We start from the raw sequence: 15,141 nt of genomic DNA, 5'->3' as shown, positions 1-15,141 counted from the left end.
ATGACCACCCAAAAATCTCCCGCTGTGCATGTCGCGGTGGGAGTTATAGAAAATTCGAATGGCGAAATCTTTATTGCACAACGTCTACCTGAGCAGCACCAGGGCGGTAAGTGGGAATTTCCCGGTGGTAAAGTGGAGTCAGATGAAAGCGTTCAGGAAGCGTTAGTCAGAGAGCTTAAAGAAGAATGCGGTATTGATGTGACCGATATGGCTCCGTTGACGGTTATTGAACATCAGTATTCCGATAAGCGGGTATTATTAGATGTTTGGTGGATACTGTCTTATGACGGCGAAGCCACTCAGCTGGAAGGGCAAAAGTGGTGCTGGGTTGATAAAAACCAGTTAGATGCCTTTCAGTTTCCTGATGCAAACCAACCTATTGTGGACTGCATCATGCAGTCAATGAGTGCGTACTAAATAGATGTTTTAAAAACCGTCGCCTTCGTTAATGTAGTCATCGTTGGCGACAGGGGCGGGTTCTCCCGGAATACTCTTTTCTTCGTTAGCCCACTCGCCTAAGTCAATCAGCTTACAGCGTTCGCTGCAAAACGGACGAAATTCTGAGGTCTCTTTCCACTCGACTTGGGTTTCACATGTTGGGCAGTTGACCGTTAAACTCATTGCGCACACCTGGCTATTTCAAATTGAACAGATTGAATTGATTGATTGGAACCGGCACCCGGCAAGGGCATGAATCTTACCGTAAAGCGTTGCCGATGCCCACTAATAACCGGATAAATAGAAGCCTCTTTAGGTACTTTAATTCTTAGCATCGCAAGAGGCTGTTCTGAGCTCTCCTGCATAAAGCCGCTGGTGAGTGTCAGGGTAGAAAAAGCGGCTTGTTCACGCATTAACGTCAGCTTTAGCTGCACTGCTTTTTCGATAGGTTTAAAGGCGTTACACCAACTATCACATGCTTGTTGTTGAGCATTACGGTCTTGATTTAACCAAAGCTGCAGTTGTGGTAGCTCGAAAAGACCACTGATACCCGGTTGGCTGAAGCGCTGTCTTATACTGGCAAGTAGCGCGTCATCTTTAATTTCGCGTAACACTTTTGGGATATCAGGTAAAAACTGTTGGCAGTCATCAATTTCCTGAATGGTCGCTCGCAGTGCTTGTCTGTCAACTTCTGGGTGTTGTTCCCATTGCTTAAGGCGCTGCTGCTGCGCCTCGAGATCTTTCGATAATTCCGTTCGAATATCGACGCGCTCCAGTAAGTCACTGAGAGAAAAGAGCGATTGAAAAAACGCATCAGGCTGCTGTTGGAATAAGCCTTTACTGACGTTGAGCTGCTCAAAGCCATGTTCGAGTCTTAGGTAAGTGCGCACACGCTCCTGAAGCGGGTATTCATAAATAATGTGCTGGTTATCCGTGAACGCCATAGTGTCAGTGAGTAAAGGGTAATGCGCCTATAATAGCGCATTAGCCTCCGTGTGCAATGGCTGCTTCCAGATACCGCTTATGTAAAGCATGAACCTGTGAGTGAAGTGCTTCAAACGTTGTATCGTTGAGGATAATGTCATCTGCTTTTTGCCGGCGTTGGTCACGGGTCATTTGAGCGTTCAAAATGGCATCAACCTGCTCTTCAGAGATGTCGTCGCGAGCAGTTGTTCGCTCAACTTGTAGCGACTCTGGTACATCGATAACCAGCACACGGTCGCAGTACTTGTCTAAACCATTTTCCAGCAATAGAGGAGCTGACAATATGACGTAGTCAGAGTTTGCGTGATTCAACTGGTGGAGAATTTGCTGTCGAATTTCCGGGTGAAGCAGTTTGTTCAGCCACTCCTTTTCGGTGTTATCACTAAAGACTTTTTCACGGAGTGCTTTGCGATTCAAATTTCCGTCAGGTTGAATCATCGCTTCGCCAAAGTGCTCCCGAATTTTTTCAAGGCAATCAGAGCCAGGTTCGACAACCTCGCGAGCAACTTTATCGGCATCGACGACAACAATACCAAGACGCTCGAACTCGTTCGTCGCCGCTGTTTTTCCGCTGCCAATACCGCCGGTGACACCAACAACGTATGTCATTACGATGCCCCTCCCAGCCAGGACCAATATGCGTATAACAGCTGGTGCCCCCAGAAATAACTAATGAGTCCACCGCCAATTAAGAAAGGACCAAAGGGAATCGGCTGGGCACGGCCACTGAATTTTATATAAATAATCCCTATTACCGCGCCGCATAAAGAAGCGGCTAATACGGTAACCGGTAACACTGTGGCACCGGTAAATGCGGTTAAGGCAGCCAGTAATTTGAAGTCGCCATAGCCCATACCTTCCTTTTTAGTGAGCAGTTTAAAGATCCAGTAAACCGACCATAAGGCAAGGTAGCCGATAACTGCGCCAACTATTGACTGTTCAGGTATTACAGGACTCTGGTCGCTAAGAGACCAGAGTAGCCCAAGCCAAAGCAACGAATAGTTGAGTACGTCAGGCAGTAACTTGTGATGTAAATCGATAACAAAAAGACAAATCAACAGCCCGGCAACGACGCTGTAAAACAGTGCCGGTAGACTGATACCGTATTGCCATCCGATAAAACCAAAACTAACTGCGGTGACTATTTCCACCAACCAGTAGCTGATTGAAATGGGCGTCTTACAATGGCGGCAACGGGCTTTTAAAAACAGAAAACTTAAAAGAGGAATGTTGTCATACCAAGCAATAGCGGATTGGCACTTTGGACAGTGTGAAGCAGGAAAAGCTAAATTAAACGGCTCCATCTGTGTGTGAGGCGTGCCATTTGCTTCAGCGCACTCCTGTTGCCATTGCCGCTGCAATTGAATAGGCAAGCGGTGAATAACAACGTTTAAAAAACTGCCAATAACAGCTCCCAATACGACGGATAAGATCAACATAGCCGCTGTGTGAGCTGCGAATAATTCGGTCATTCGATAGCGTCCTGCTTCATTAAAATTGTTTACCCAACGAAAATAACGGCAAGTACATTGCCACTAAAAGAGTGCCTATAATGCCGCCTAAAATAAGCATCAGCAAGGGCTGTGCGTATGTTGATAGTCGCTCAGAATAAATCTCGAGTTGTTTTTGTTGATAAGAACCCAGCTGTTTAAATGCTTGAGCTATCTGTCCTGACTTCTCTGCTGCCTGAATAAAACTCATGGTCTTCGCCGAATTTAAGGTCGACAGGTTGAACGCCTGTGACCATCCCAGACCATGTTGCAGATGGTAACCAATAAGCTCGAGTTGCGCTTTGTAAACCGGACAATTGAGGTTGTTGGTGGTAAGCCGTAGCGTATTCACAGCGTCAATCCCGGCGTCGAGAGACAGGCCTAGCTGATAAAATACTTGTTGTTCGCGAGCACCAATGAGGAGTTGGCGATAAATTGGCAGCTTGAGCGTCATCCGTCGCCAGAGTGCGGGACAATAATGTCGAACCACTTTTGTCATCACGTACGTCAAGCAAAGAGCTCCGATAAAAACAAGCGCATGTTGACTGATAAAATCCGATATCGCTAACACGTTTTTTGTGAGCGCTGGTAATCCTGTGTTACCGAACAGCTTTTCAAATTGTGGTAGTACCCAGGTCATCATCAATAGGGCGACAGCACAGGCCACTGCAGCTATCATAAGTGGGTAGCGAAGCGCTTTCGTCAGCTGTTTATTCATTGCTAGTTGTTGCTGCTTTAGCGTGACTATATTTTGTATTCCTCGCGTTAATTGACCACTGGACTCAGCCCACTCAATGGTTTGCAAGTCGGAAGACGGTAGCCAATCTGAGTAGTTTCGCAGCGCACTGGAAAACCGATGGCCTTGCTTGATAGCTTCCTGACAGTCATTAACCAGCCATTTCATTGAGCGAGAGGAATGATGATTAACGCTATGTTTTAATGCTTCAGGCAACGGCAGGCCGCAATCGAGCAGTTCCAGCCACTGACTCATTGTTTGCAGCCATTCTTTGCGGCTTGGCGGCGGTGTTTTTATGAAATGTTCATGGTAAACGGTGATATGTTGCAGGCCTCTGTCTGAGAGTCGTTTTACCGCCTGCAATTGACTGGCCGCGTGTATCAGGCCGCTATTGTCTGAGCTTTTCCAGCGCCAACGCATCACGGTCGTTTTAATCATTAAGGTTCACCTGATTTTCCCAGTAGGTTTTAGCCTGATCGAAACTGGGCAAGCCTAAATCTTGTAAATAGTTGGCCTTGTCAGTATCGGAGGATCCGGGCTTAAGTAGTGCATGGGCTTGCGGTTGCCAGGGAAGAATTTCAAAAATAGCGTGTCGCATAATGTTATTGTGTTCCCGTTTGAATGAAAGCAAGCGCTGACTGACAATGAGGTTTAAAGCACTGGCAATGTCTAATGGATTGACACCAAGTGACTTCAAACGTGCCAATGTTTCCAGAGTACCGTTGGTATGCATTGTTGTTAAAACAAGGTGTCCGGTTTGTGCGGCCTGAAGCGCAATTTGGGCGGTTTCCGCGTCCCGAATTTCACCAATCATAATCACGTCTGGATCTTGTCTCAGTAATGCTCGTAACAGTGACGCAAACGAAAGCCCTTTGCGCTCATTTACCATAAGCTGCGTGCATCCGTTTAAAGGTGCCTCGACGGGGTCCTCTACGGTACAGACATTGAGCGTCTGAATATTGATAGACTTCAATGCGCTATATAAAGTTGATGTTTTCCCACTGCCGGTAGGCCCGGTTACAATGATAAGCCCTTGAGATTGTGACAGTGCGTGCTGAAAGCCCTGGTACTGACAGGCCATTAATCCGGTATCTGCTAAGGGTAAAATGTGTTCAGAGGACTTAAGGCAACGTAAAACCAGTTTTTCTCCGTTCAATACGCAGCAGCAATTCAAACGAAATTCCAGGTATTGTCGAGTCGATGATTGAGTGACGGTAAGGCGTCCGTCCTGTGGTAACGGCTGTTCCGTCAAGTCGAGATCAGCCATTACCTTAATACGGGCTACCACTTGTTTGGCGAACGAGACACTGAGGACATCTTTTGTGTCTAATCGTCCCCCGCTGCGCATTCTAACCCGGTAATTGCCTTGATACGGCTCTATGTGAATGTCGGAACCACCGTCAACGGCGCATGAGGATAAAAGACTATCAACGTACTCAACAGCTGACTCTTGAAGGGGCTTATGGGCTGAAAATGAACCGGAACCTCTGACAATCAGCGCGTGTTTGTGGCTAAACAAACTTAATAAAACCGAGTCAACGGGGTCATGGCCTGGATCCTGTGACAGCAGCACCCACGAGCTACCCTCGGTGAGTAGTGTCAATCCGTGCTGCTTTAGGAAACGCTTGTTTTGTGTTGCTTCTGTTCGATTTTCGTTTGTAAGCAACGCCAAGTCGAGCTCTGTGGTGAGGCAAGATCCAATATAAGACATTATTGAGCAATACCTTGCTGACAGTCACTGACCGCACTTCGGCTTTGCTGGTAATCAGAGCAGCTGATGCGCCATTCCAGATGGGTGCTTGAGGGCACTGGTGTTAGCTCAACAGACAACGGCTGTTCATCGATGGTCACTGAAGCTAACTGGAGGCTAATACGAGAGTCGTCGCCAATACTGAGGCTAGTCAATTCCGCTGGTAATGGCGATGGGACATTCGGTAGCCCATTCTGACCGGCCTGTGCGCAGTCAGATAACTGCCCTTCCGTTTGCCAACATAGCGCTATTGCTAATTGAAAGGGCTGAGCGTGCGCCATCGCCTTAGTGACTTTTGCTTGCTGGGTGTAATAGGTATAGGACGGCACAGCAATGGCCGACAATATCGCGATGATAGCGACCACCACCATCATTTCTATAAGACTAAAACCGTTGTATTGAGTGTTTGCATCCTGCATAAGACAGCTCCTGATAAAAAGTCAGGAAACTGTCGTCTATTAAGCAGATTTTGTCGAATGTATTTATTTGTAAGCTATTGGCGAATTCAGGAAATTCTCATTGATAAGTCAATGGCTTGAATGTTTTTCGTTAAAGCACCTGAAGAGATAAAATCAACGCCGGTGGCCGCTAATTCACTCAAGCGCTCATCGGTAATGTTGCCTGACACTTCCAGTTTGGCTTGATGCTCCGCGTTATTATTCGTTGCAACTGCTGTTTCAATATCGGTCAAACTGAAGTTATCCAGCATAATAATGTCAGCTTTCGCTTTCAGTGCCTGTTCAAACTCGTCTAAGTTTTCAACTTCCACCTCAACCGTTTTGCCGGGATTAAGCTGCTTAGCTTTGTTAACGGCTTGCTCGATGCCGCCACAGGCCATTATATGGTTCTCTTTAATTAAATAGGCGTCGTACAAACCAATTCGGTGGTTTGCACCACCACCGCAGCGAACCGCGAATTTTTGCGCCAGTCGCATGCCGGGTAGGGTTTTACGGGTATCCAGCAATGTCGTATTGGTGCCTTCCAGCAAACGACTGTACTGGTGCGTCAATGTAGCTGTGGCTGACAGTGTCTGTAAAAAGTTCAGAGCGGTGCGCTCGCCGGTTAATAATACGCGGCTTGGGCCTTCTAAGTCACATAGTGTGGTATTGGGTTCTACCACATCGCCATCCTTGACGTGCCAGGTTAAAGCGACGTCCTGACCAAGTTGTTTAAACACTTCATTAACCCACTCAACACCACAAACAACCGCTTTGTCACGAGTGATAATGGTCGCTTTAGAGTGACTGGTAGGGCTAATTAACTGTGCGGTAATGTCCAGACTGGCATCTTTTTCGGACAAATCTTCCACCAACGCGTTACGAACACCTTCCTGAATGGCGAGTTGCAATTCATGCTGACTCATATTGGCTTTACCTTTTTACAGACAATACGGATACTAGGGGGCAAACTTTACCGTTTTGTTGAGCCTGTGAAAAGCGAACAACTGAAAAACCATAAAATAACTGATGCTATACAACACGCGTCGCCGCACTTTGACGAGCGTCCTAATGGTGTTGATATTAACCTGTTAGTTATCCACTGTATTAGTTTGCCTGAAGGCGACTACGGTACGCCTTACGTCAAAGACTTGTTTATGGGGGAGCTCGATAGCAGCGCGCACCCCGACTTCGCACCACTGCATGGGCTGCGTGTATCCGCGCACTGTGTCATTCGCCGCGACGGCACGCTGGAGCAATATGTGCCCTTTGATAAGCGAGCTTGGCATGCGGGTCAGTCCCGGTACTGTGGGCGCAAGCGCTGTAATGACTTTAGTATTGGTATTGAGCTAGAAGGCACGGACAAGACTGCCTATACTGACAAGCAGTATGAATGCTTGGTGGGGGTCACAAAGTTGTTGTTGGAGCACTATCCAACACTGAATCGGCACCGTATTGTTGGTCATGAGCATATCGCGCCGGGTCGAAAGACGGATCCGGGCATTGGTTTTGACTGGTCAAAATACCTGAATCAATTGTAAAAGGAGCACTAGATGGTTCTCATCGCGTTGCTAATCGCATTGAGTATCGAGCGGCTTTACCATAGTCCGGATGCGTTACATTGGCAGTTTTACTTAAACCGCTGGCAACGTTGGAGTGCAGCAAAACTCCATGATGAAAAATGGCGAAGTGCTCCGGCGAGCTTTTTACGAATGATGGTGCCTGCGCTCTTTGTTGGTGTGCTCGTATTGCTACTTAATAACTTGTTGGTGACGTTTCTTGTCAGTATTGGCGCGCTGCTTCTGGCCATTAACTGTGAGCCCGCCCGCGTTCATTATAAAGCGTATTTAAAAGCCGCAAACCGTGGCGATGACGAGGATAGTGAGCGCCACCGGCAAGCGCTTGCAGATTACTCAGGTTTGAACAATGACGCGCTAATTAATCAGTCTCTGATATGGATCAACTACCGACAGTATTTAGCCGTCCTATTTTATTTCGTGCTGTTTGGTAGCTTTGGCGCGTTAGTTTATGCCACTTTCCGGGTTGCTTCTGATGCAGAAAAAAGGCACGAATCAGTTGATAATTCAAAGAGTTACTGGACGCGTCTTCTGTGGTTCGCTGACTGGATTCCCGCTAGGCTAGCGGGGCTTGGTTTACTGATCGTTGGCCATTTTTCACGAGCGCTACCGGTTTGGATTCGATTAACAACCATGCCTTACAGCGAGCCTAAAAAGCTGTTATTTGAAGTGGCAGAAAATGCAGAGGATACGCCACAGCACCCGGATGACAAGACGGAACACGCGACCTGTCAACTTAAACTGATGCGCAGGCAACAAATCTTCTGGGTGACAGTGATTGCGGTATTAACGCTTTTCGGCACCATTTTGTAGCTGGTTGTACCAGCGCAGAAAAATTTGGGCTGCTGCTCTAAATGATTTAGAATAACCGCATCTTTTGGTCTGACCAATTTACCGGAATGTCTGAATTGCCTATTAAACAAACGAAGCTATCCGATACAATCGTTGCTCATTTAGAGCAGATGATTGTGGATGGGCGTTTGCGTGCAGGTCAGAAACTGCCGTCAGAAAGACAGCTGGCGCAACAGTTTAATGTGTCCAGGCCCTCTTTACGTGAAGCCATTCAGAAGCTTGAAGCGAAAGGGGTGGTGGAACGCCGACAAGGCGGTGGTACTTATGTGATCAATACGGTCAACGAGCAGCTGACCCAACCGTTGTTTGAGTTGCTGGCCAAACACCCGGAGTCCCAGTTTGATCTACTGGAATTTCGACATGCACTGGAAGGCATTTCGTCTTTTTATGCGGCACTGAGAGGTACCAAAGCCGATCTAGAACGCATAGAGGAGAGTATTAAAGGAATAATGCAAAGCCAGAGCGATCCAATCAACGAACAAGTGGACGCTTTGGTCGAGTTCTACCACCGTATAGCCGAAGCCTCTCACAACGTGATTCTTATGCATGTTGTGCAGGGTATGCAGGAATTATTAGCGGAGAATATTCGCCAAAACTTAGACATTATTGGCGGTCGTAAAGAACTACTGGAAAAACTGAATCAACACCGTCAGCAGCTGGTTAGCGCCATTGTTGATGGACAACCGGAGCAAGCGCGGGATGCGTGTCACCAACATTTGACCTATATTGAACAGATATTGTTAGAGTTAGGCAAAGAACAGTCTCGTATTCAGCGTTCGCTGCGACGTTCCTGAATTGATAAGAAGGTAAGGAATTGCTATGAGTGATCAATTAACACAAGATGTCGACACACAGGAAACTCAGGAGTGGTTAGATGCTCTTGAGGGTGTGCTGGATGCAGAAGGTCCGGAGCGCGCTCACTTCCTGTTAGAGCAGTTAGTCGATAAGGCTCGTCGAAATGGAGCCTACCTGCCTTATAAGCCAACGACGGCTTACTTAAACACGATTCCTGCCAGCCAGGAACCGACCATGCCGGGTAATCAAACAATGGAAGCGCGCATTCGTTCAGCAATTCGCTGGAATGCGGTTATGATGGTCTTGCGCGCCTCACAAAAGGGCGAAGAATTGGGCGGGCATATCGCCAGCTTCGCCTCATCAGCAATGCTTTACGATGTGGGCTTTAACCACTTCTTCCGTGCGCCAAACGACAAAGACGGTGGTGACTTCCTATTCATTCAGGGTCACGCGTCACCGGGTATATACGGACGTGCTTTCTTAGAAGGCCGTTTGACGGAAGAGCAGCTAAATAACTTCCGTCAGGAAGTCGAAGGCAAAGGCTTACCGTCGTATCCACACCCGAATTTAATGCCTGACTTCTGGCAATTCCCGACCGTATCAATGGGCTTGGGTCCAATTCAGGCGATTTACTTAGCCCGTTTCCTGAAATATCTAACCGACCGTGGCATCAAAGATTGCTCAAATCAACGTGTTTACTGCTTTATGGGTGACGGTGAGACCGATGAGCCGGAAAGCTTGGGTGCCATTGGTCTGGCCGCTCGCGAAGAGTTGGATAACCTGACGTTTGTCATTAACTGTAACTTGCAGCGTCTCGACGGTCCGGTACGTGGTAACGGCAAGATTATTCAGGAATTGGAAGGTACTTTCCACGGCGCAGGCTGGGAAGTGATTAAAGTTATCTGGGGTCGTTATTGGGATCCACTGCTGTATCGCGACACCGAAGGTAAGTTGCAGCAGCTGATGGAAGAAACCGTTGACGGTGACTACCAGAACTTTAAAGCCAAAGGCGGTAAATTTACCCGTGAAAACTTCTTTGGTAAGTACCCTGAAACTGAAGAGATGGTTGCTAACTTATCAGACGAAGACATCTGGCGTTTGAACCGCGGTGGTCACGATCCGGTGAAAGTGTATTCGGCCTATCATAAAGCTGCGAATACCAAAGGTCGCCCGCAGGTTATTTTGGCGAAAACGGTTAAAGGTTACGGCATGGGCGCCGCCGGTGAAGGCAAAAACATTGCCCACCAAGTGAAGAAAATGGATATGGATGCTATTAAGCATCTGCGCGACCGTTTCAATATTCCGTTTAAAGACGAAGAGTTAGAAGACTTACCGTACTACAAGTTTGAAGACGACAGCGACGAAATGAAGTACATGAACGAGCGTCGTGAAAGTCTGAATGGCTATATGCCAGTACGCCGTCCTGAATCGGACGTTGAGCTTGAACTGCCATCGCTGAAGGCGTTTGATGCGGTATTGAAAGGCTCTGGCGATCGCGAGATTTCGTCAACTATGGCGTTTGTTCGTGTTCTTACCGCATTGTTGAAAGACAAGAAAATTGGTAAGCGCATTGTTCCTATTATCCCGGATGAGGCTCGTACCTTCGGTATGGAAGGCTTGTTCCGTCAGGTTGGTATTTATGCCCACCATGGCCAAAAGTACACACCACAGGATAAAGACCAGGTTGCCTATTATCGCGAAGATAAAAAAGGCCAGGTTATTCAGGAAGGTATTAACGAACTGGGCGCAATGGCGTCATGGGTAGCAGCAGGTACCAGTTACTCGTTGAACAACGAACCGATGATTCCGTTCTACATTTATTATTCAATGTTCGGCTTCCAGCGTGTCGGCGACTTAGTCTGGGCAGCAGGCGACAGCCAAACTCGCGGATTCCTGGTCGGCGGTACAGCCGGACGTACAACGTTGAACGGTGAAGGCTTACAGCACCAGGACGGACACAGCTTAGTGCACTTTGGTACTGTGCCAAACTGCATTAGCTACGACCCAACTTACGGTTATGAAATTGCTGTCATTGTTCAGGACGGTCTGAAACGCATGTTTGGCGATCAGGAAAACGTGTTCTACTACATTACCGTCATGAACGAAAACTACCATCAGCCGGAAATGCCGGAAGGCGTCGAAGAAGGTATTCTGAAAGGTATTTACGAGCTAGATAAGGTAAAAGCCAAGAAGAAAGCAAAAGGCGATGTGCAGCTCTTAGGTAGCGGCACCATTTTACAGCAGGTACGTAAAGCGGCTGATATTCTTGCTGAGGACTACGACATTAACTCAACGGTATACAGCGTAACCTCGTTTAACGAGCTGGCGCGTGATGGTTTAGACACCGACCGTTGGAACATGTTGCATCCTGAGAAGAAAGAAAAAGAAGCTTACATTACGCAAGTGATGAAGAAAGCCAAAGGTCCTGCGGTTGCGGCAACTGACTACGTGAAGTTGTATGCCGATCAGGTTCGCGCCTGGGTACCAACCCCATACCGCGTACTGGGCACCGATGGTTATGGTCGTTCTGACAGCCGTGCGAACTTGCGTAAGCACTTTGAAATTGACCCGCAGTATATTGTTGTCGCGGCGTTAAAAGAGCTGGCAGACCAAGGTGATATCGATAAGAAAGTGGTAGCGAAAGCTATCAAAGACTACGGTATCGACACTGACAAACTGAACCCACGTTTGGCATAAGGAGGTACTGAGATGGCCGATCAAATCGAACTCAAAGTCCCCGACGTGGGCGGTGAAGAAGTAGAAGTCATTGAAATACTCGTCAGTGAAGGCGATACCGTCGAACAAGAAGACGGTATAGTGACGGTTGAAAGTGACAAAGCGTCAATGGATATTCCGGCGTCTTCAGGCGGTAAAATTGTTGAGCTGAAAGTCAAAGAAGGCGACACCATCAGCGAGGGCGATGTGCTCGCTATTGTTGAAGCAGCCGGCGACTCTGGCTCTTCTGATGACGAAGAAGAAAAGGAAGACGAAAAGGCAGAAGAGGACGGTAAGTCTGACGATAAAGACGACGAAAAATCGTCTGAATCGGAAGGCGATAGTAAGGAAGAAGAGAAAGAAGAATCTTCTGAGCCTAAGAAAAAATCTTCTGGCGGCAGTAAAGTCATTGATGTAGAAGTACCGGATATCGGTGACGAGGAAGACGTTGAAATCATTGAAGTCTTGGTTTCTAAAGGTGACTCGGTCGCTGAAGAAGATGGCTTAATTACCTTAGAAACCGACAAAGCGACAATGGATGTGCCTTGTCCGCAAGACGGCGAAATCGAAGAAATGCTGGTTAGTGTTGGCGACAAGGTGTCACAAGGCTCAGTGATCGCTAAGCTGAAGGTATCAGAAGGCGCTGACGATAGTGATGACTCAAGTGACGAGTCAGACAAAGAAGAGGCACCTAAAGAACAAAGCAAGTCTGACGACGCTGATAAGAAGGAGTCAAAAGGCGACAGCGGCAGCAGTGCTAAGCCTAGTGGCGAACGTCAGCCGCCGGTGCCTGATCACCCAAGCCAACGTAGCGGTCGCAAAGAAGGTATATTACATGCATCGCCAGCTGTGCGTCGTGTTGCGCGAGAGTTTGGTGTCGATTTGTCACAAGTCAAAGGCTCAGGTCCTAAAAACCGTATCCTGAAAGAAGACGTGCAGGATTTCGTTAAATACGAACTGTCTCGTCCGAAAGCGGTTGCTGGCGCAACCGGACAAGGTGGCGGCGGACTGCAGGTTATCGACCCACCGAAGGTCGACTTCAGCAAGTTTGGTGAAGTGGAAGAGGTGCAACTGTCACGCATTCAGCGTAAGTCTGGACCAAACCTACACCGCAACTGGGTGACGATTCCGCATGTCACGCAATTTGACGAAGCGGATATCACCGAGCTGGAAAAATTCCGTAAAGCCGAAAATGAAGTGGCGAAGAAGCAGGATTTAGGCTTCAAGATAACGCCGCTGGTGTTCATCATGAAAGCTTGTGCGAAAGCGCTGCGTGAATTCCCAACCTTTAACTCGTCTCTCTCAGAGTCTGGCGAGTCACTGTACATGAAGAAATATGTACACATTGGTATTGCGGTAGATACACCGAATGGCTTGGTGGTGCCGGTTATTCGTGACGTTGACAAGAAAGGTATTTACGAGCTGTCTGAAGAATTGGTAGAAATTAGCTCGAAAGCCCGTGACGGTAAGTTGAAAGCTGCAGATATGCAAGGTGGCTGCTTCTCAATTTCCAGTCTTGGTGGCATTGGTGGCACAGCGTTTACGCCAATTGTGAACGCCCCCGATGTGGCTATCCTTGGGGTTTCAAGAAACGAAATGAAACCTAAGTGGAATGGTAAAGAGTTTGAGCCTCGCTTAACCTTACCGTTGTCATTGTCTTACGATCACCGTGTTATTGATGGTGCTGAGGCTGCTCGCTTTACAGCCTACTTAAGCGGTGTACTGGGAGATATCCGAAAATTGGTGCTTTAAGCACCAATTTGCACGGGAAATACAAATTAATTCGCGCTACAATAGCGCCACATTTAGCGTTGACTGACCGCGGCCAGTGGCTCAACTGGTCGTGACAAAAAAGGGGTTAACATGAGCGACAAAATTACAACACAGGTAGTAGTGTTAGGGTCGGGCCCAGGTGGATATTCAGCGGCTTTCCGTGCGGCTGATTTGGGTCTGGATGTTGTCTTGATTGAGCGTTACAGCACCTTAGGCGGCGTTTGCCTGAATGTTGGCTGTATCCCGTCAAAAGCACTGCTGCACATGACCAAACACATTGAAGAAGCACAGCATTTGGCCGCAGAAGGCATTGAGTTTGGCGAGCCGAAGATTGACCTGGACAAGCTGCGTAAGCATAAAGAGAAAGTGGTTGGGCAATTAACTGGCGGCCTTGGTCAAATGTCAAAAATGCGCAAGGTGAAAATCGTTAACGGTTACGGAAAATTTACCGGCAGCAACACCATTAAAGTTGAAGGTGACGACGGCGAAACCGAAGTTAAATTTGATAATGCGATTATCGCTGCTGGTTCTCAAGCGATTAAATTGCCGTTCATTCCTCATGATGACGATCGTATCTGGGACTCTACTGATGCCCTTGAACTGAAAGAAATTCCAAAGAAAATGCTGTTGCTTGGCGGCGGTATTATCGCTCTGGAAATGGGTCAGGTTTACGCGTCATTAGGCTCTAAAGTCGATGTGGTTGAAATGACAGATCAACTTGTGCCGCCGGCGGATGCGGATATTATCAAGAGCTTTAACAAGCAAATTAAAGGCCGTTTTGAAAATGTGATGTTAAACACCAAAGCGACCAACGTAGAAGCGAAGAAAGACGGCGTTTACGTGACTTTTGAAGGTGATAAAGCGCCAAAAGATCCGGTCAAGTACGATGCGGTTCTGGTCGCCGTTGGTCGCGCGCCAAATGGTAACAAAATTGATGCGGACAAAGCGGGTGTTAACGTTGACGACCGTGGTTTCATTAAAGTCGACAGTCAAATGCGTACTAACGTTGACCACATTTTCGCTATCGGCGACATTGTTGGGCAACCAATGCTGGCGCATAAAGCGGTACACGAATCGCATGTTGCGGCTGAAGTTATTGCTGGTAAAAAGCATTTCTTCGAACCTAAAGTCATTCCTTCTATCATGTATACCAACCCGGAAGTTGCCTGGGCTGGTGTAACCGAAAAAGAAGCGAAAGAACAAGGCATTGAGTACGACGCAGTGACTTTCCCATGGTCTGCATCAGGCCGTGCAATTGCGTCAAATGCACAGCAGGGTATGACGAAACTTATCTTTGATAAGAATAATCGTATTATTGGTGGTGCTATGTGTGGTAGCAATGCCGGCGAGTTGTTGGGCGAAGTTTGCTTAGCCATTGAAATGGGCTGCGACGCGGAAGACATCGCATTGACGGTTCATGCGCACCCAACCTTACATGAGTCTGTTGGTTTAGCCGCAGAAATTCAGGAAGGGTCAATTACCGATATGCCGAATCCTAAGGCGAAAAAGAAGAAGTAACATTTTGTTACGATAAACTATCGGCAAAACGGCTACGTTCAGCGCGAATGTGGCCGTTTTTTTTGCGCTGAATTTC

15 protein-coding genes are annotated in these 15,141 nt (G+C 47.6%); 7 read left to right on the top strand and 8 right to left on the bottom strand.

Translation table 11 applies throughout. The features are described from left to right. Positions 1-417 (top strand): 8-oxo-dGTP diphosphatase MutT, encoded by a 417-nt coding sequence (gene mutT / locus CWC33_RS03465; RefSeq protein WP_100690800.1) that lies wholly within the window; start codon positions 1-3, stop codon positions 415-417. 9 nt (positions 418-426) lie between these two features. Here the strand turns inward: mutT and yacG are convergent, their stop codons facing one another. The 8 genes from yacG to nadC all read right to left on the bottom strand — a co-directional run bounded on the left by yacG (position 427) and on the right by nadC (position 6,761). Next, entirely contained in the window at positions 427-621 is a 195-nt protein-coding gene (yacG, locus tag CWC33_RS03460) for a DNA gyrase inhibitor YacG (RefSeq protein ID WP_100690799.1), read from the bottom strand. After that, positions 618-1,382, bottom strand: coding sequence for a cell division protein ZapD (gene zapD / locus CWC33_RS03455; protein WP_100690798.1), 765 nt, complete (start codon positions 1,380-1,382; stop codon positions 618-620). Before zapD ends, yacG begins: the two co-directional genes overlap by 4 nt. A gap of 40 nt (positions 1,383-1,422) precedes the next feature. Continuing rightward, the gene (coaE, locus tag CWC33_RS03450) at positions 1,423-2,031 is read right to left on the bottom strand and encodes a dephospho-CoA kinase (protein WP_100690797.1); all 609 of its coding nucleotides are present in this window, start codon (positions 2,029-2,031) and stop codon (positions 1,423-1,425) included. Further along, positions 2,031-2,894 carry a prepilin peptidase gene (locus tag CWC33_RS03445; protein WP_100690796.1) on the bottom strand — a complete coding sequence of 288 codons (864 nt, stop codon included), beginning with the start codon at positions 2,892-2,894 and terminating at the stop codon, positions 2,031-2,033. The genes coaE and CWC33_RS03445 overlap by 1 nt, the downstream gene beginning before the upstream one ends. A 19-nt stretch (positions 2,895-2,913) precedes the next feature. Continuing rightward, positions 2,914-4,086: a type II secretion system F family protein gene (locus CWC33_RS03440; protein WP_100690795.1), complete on the bottom strand. Its 1,173-nt coding sequence runs from the start codon at positions 4,084-4,086 to the stop codon at positions 2,914-2,916. Next, positions 4,079-5,359, bottom strand: a complete 1,281-nt coding sequence (locus CWC33_RS03435) for a GspE/PulE family protein (protein WP_100690794.1) — start codon at positions 5,357-5,359, stop codon at positions 4,079-4,081. Before CWC33_RS03435 ends, CWC33_RS03440 begins: the two co-directional genes overlap by 8 nt. Continuing rightward, positions 5,359-5,817, bottom strand: coding sequence for a pilin (locus CWC33_RS03430; protein WP_100690793.1), 459 nt, complete (start codon positions 5,815-5,817; stop codon positions 5,359-5,361). Before CWC33_RS03430 ends, CWC33_RS03435 begins: the two co-directional genes overlap by 1 nt. Before the next feature lie 86 nt (positions 5,818-5,903). Then, positions 5,904-6,761, bottom strand: coding sequence for a carboxylating nicotinate-nucleotide diphosphorylase (gene nadC / locus CWC33_RS03425; protein ID WP_100690792.1), 858 nt, complete (start codon positions 6,759-6,761; stop codon positions 5,904-5,906). Between the two features lie 66 nt (positions 6,762-6,827). Here nadC and ampD point away from each other — a divergent pair, with 66 nt between their 5' ends. From ampD to lpdA, 6 genes are all read left to right on the top strand, one after another. Then, positions 6,828-7,376 (top strand): 1,6-anhydro-N-acetylmuramyl-L-alanine amidase AmpD, encoded by a 549-nt coding sequence (gene ampD / locus CWC33_RS03420; protein ID WP_100692262.1) that lies wholly within the window; start codon positions 6,828-6,830, stop codon positions 7,374-7,376. Positions 7,377-7,388: 12 nt separating this feature from the next. Beyond that, the gene (ampE, locus tag CWC33_RS03415; protein WP_100690791.1) at positions 7,389-8,225 is read left to right on the top strand and encodes a beta-lactamase regulator AmpE; all 837 of its coding nucleotides are present in this window, start codon (positions 7,389-7,391) and stop codon (positions 8,223-8,225) included. An 86-nt stretch (positions 8,226-8,311) separates the two neighbouring features. Further along, a complete protein-coding gene (gene pdhR, locus CWC33_RS03410) occupies positions 8,312-9,058 on the top strand; it encodes a pyruvate dehydrogenase complex transcriptional repressor PdhR (RefSeq protein ID WP_100690790.1) in 747 nt (248 codons plus the stop codon). A gap of 25 nt (positions 9,059-9,083) precedes the next feature. After that, positions 9,084-11,756, top strand: a complete 2,673-nt coding sequence (gene aceE, locus CWC33_RS03405) for a pyruvate dehydrogenase (acetyl-transferring), homodimeric type (RefSeq protein WP_088768871.1) — start codon at positions 9,084-9,086, stop codon at positions 11,754-11,756. Between the two features lie 12 nt (positions 11,757-11,768). Continuing rightward, entirely contained in the window at positions 11,769-13,526 is a 1,758-nt protein-coding gene (gene aceF / locus CWC33_RS03400; RefSeq protein WP_100690789.1) for a dihydrolipoyllysine-residue acetyltransferase, read from the top strand. A gap of 111 nt (positions 13,527-13,637) precedes the next feature. Beyond that, entirely contained in the window at positions 13,638-15,065 is a 1,428-nt protein-coding gene (gene lpdA, locus CWC33_RS03395; protein ID WP_100690788.1) for a dihydrolipoyl dehydrogenase, read from the top strand. The last annotated feature ends 76 nt before the right edge of the window (positions 15,066-15,141 follow it).

Origin of the sequence: Idiomarina sp. X4 (genome assembly GCF_002808045.1) — a bacterium.
Taxonomy (GTDB): Bacteria; Pseudomonadota; Gammaproteobacteria; order Enterobacterales; family Alteromonadaceae; genus Idiomarina.
Note: the sequence above shows the minus strand (reverse complement) of the source record. Positions and strands in the feature narration are given on the sequence as shown.

What these genes read in the sequence shown, in the direction of transcription:
- mutT (WP_100690800.1), top strand. Translation starts at nt 1, where the DNA reads ATGACCACCCAAAAATCTCCCGCTGTGCATGTCGCGGTGGGAGTTATA.
- yacG (WP_100690799.1), bottom strand. Translation starts at nt 621, where the DNA reads ATGAGTTTAACGGTCAACTGCCCAACATGTGAAACCCAAGTCGAGTGG.
- zapD (WP_100690798.1), bottom strand. Translation starts at nt 1,382, where the DNA reads ATGGCGTTCACGGATAACCAGCACATTATTTATGAATACCCGCTTCAG.
- coaE (WP_100690797.1), bottom strand. Translation starts at nt 2,031, where the DNA reads ATGACATACGTTGTTGGTGTCACCGGCGGTATTGGCAGCGGAAAAACA.
- CWC33_RS03445 (WP_100690796.1), bottom strand. Translation starts at nt 2,894, where the DNA reads ATGACCGAATTATTCGCAGCTCACACAGCGGCTATGTTGATCTTATCC.
- CWC33_RS03440 (WP_100690795.1), bottom strand. Translation starts at nt 4,086, where the DNA reads ATGATTAAAACGACCGTGATGCGTTGGCGCTGGAAAAGCTCAGACAAT.
- CWC33_RS03435 (WP_100690794.1), bottom strand. Translation starts at nt 5,359, where the DNA reads ATGTCTTATATTGGATCTTGCCTCACCACAGAGCTCGACTTGGCGTTG.
- CWC33_RS03430 (WP_100690793.1), bottom strand. Translation starts at nt 5,817, where the DNA reads ATGCAGGATGCAAACACTCAATACAACGGTTTTAGTCTTATAGAAATG.
- nadC (WP_100690792.1), bottom strand. Translation starts at nt 6,761, where the DNA reads ATGAGTCAGCATGAATTGCAACTCGCCATTCAGGAAGGTGTTCGTAAC.
- ampE (WP_100690791.1), top strand. Translation starts at nt 7,389, where the DNA reads ATGGTTCTCATCGCGTTGCTAATCGCATTGAGTATCGAGCGGCTTTAC.
- pdhR (WP_100690790.1), top strand. Translation starts at nt 8,312, where the DNA reads ATGTCTGAATTGCCTATTAAACAAACGAAGCTATCCGATACAATCGTT.
- aceE (WP_088768871.1), top strand. Translation starts at nt 9,084, where the DNA reads ATGAGTGATCAATTAACACAAGATGTCGACACACAGGAAACTCAGGAG.
- aceF (WP_100690789.1), top strand. Translation starts at nt 11,769, where the DNA reads ATGGCCGATCAAATCGAACTCAAAGTCCCCGACGTGGGCGGTGAAGAA.
- lpdA (WP_100690788.1), top strand. Translation starts at nt 13,638, where the DNA reads ATGAGCGACAAAATTACAACACAGGTAGTAGTGTTAGGGTCGGGCCCA.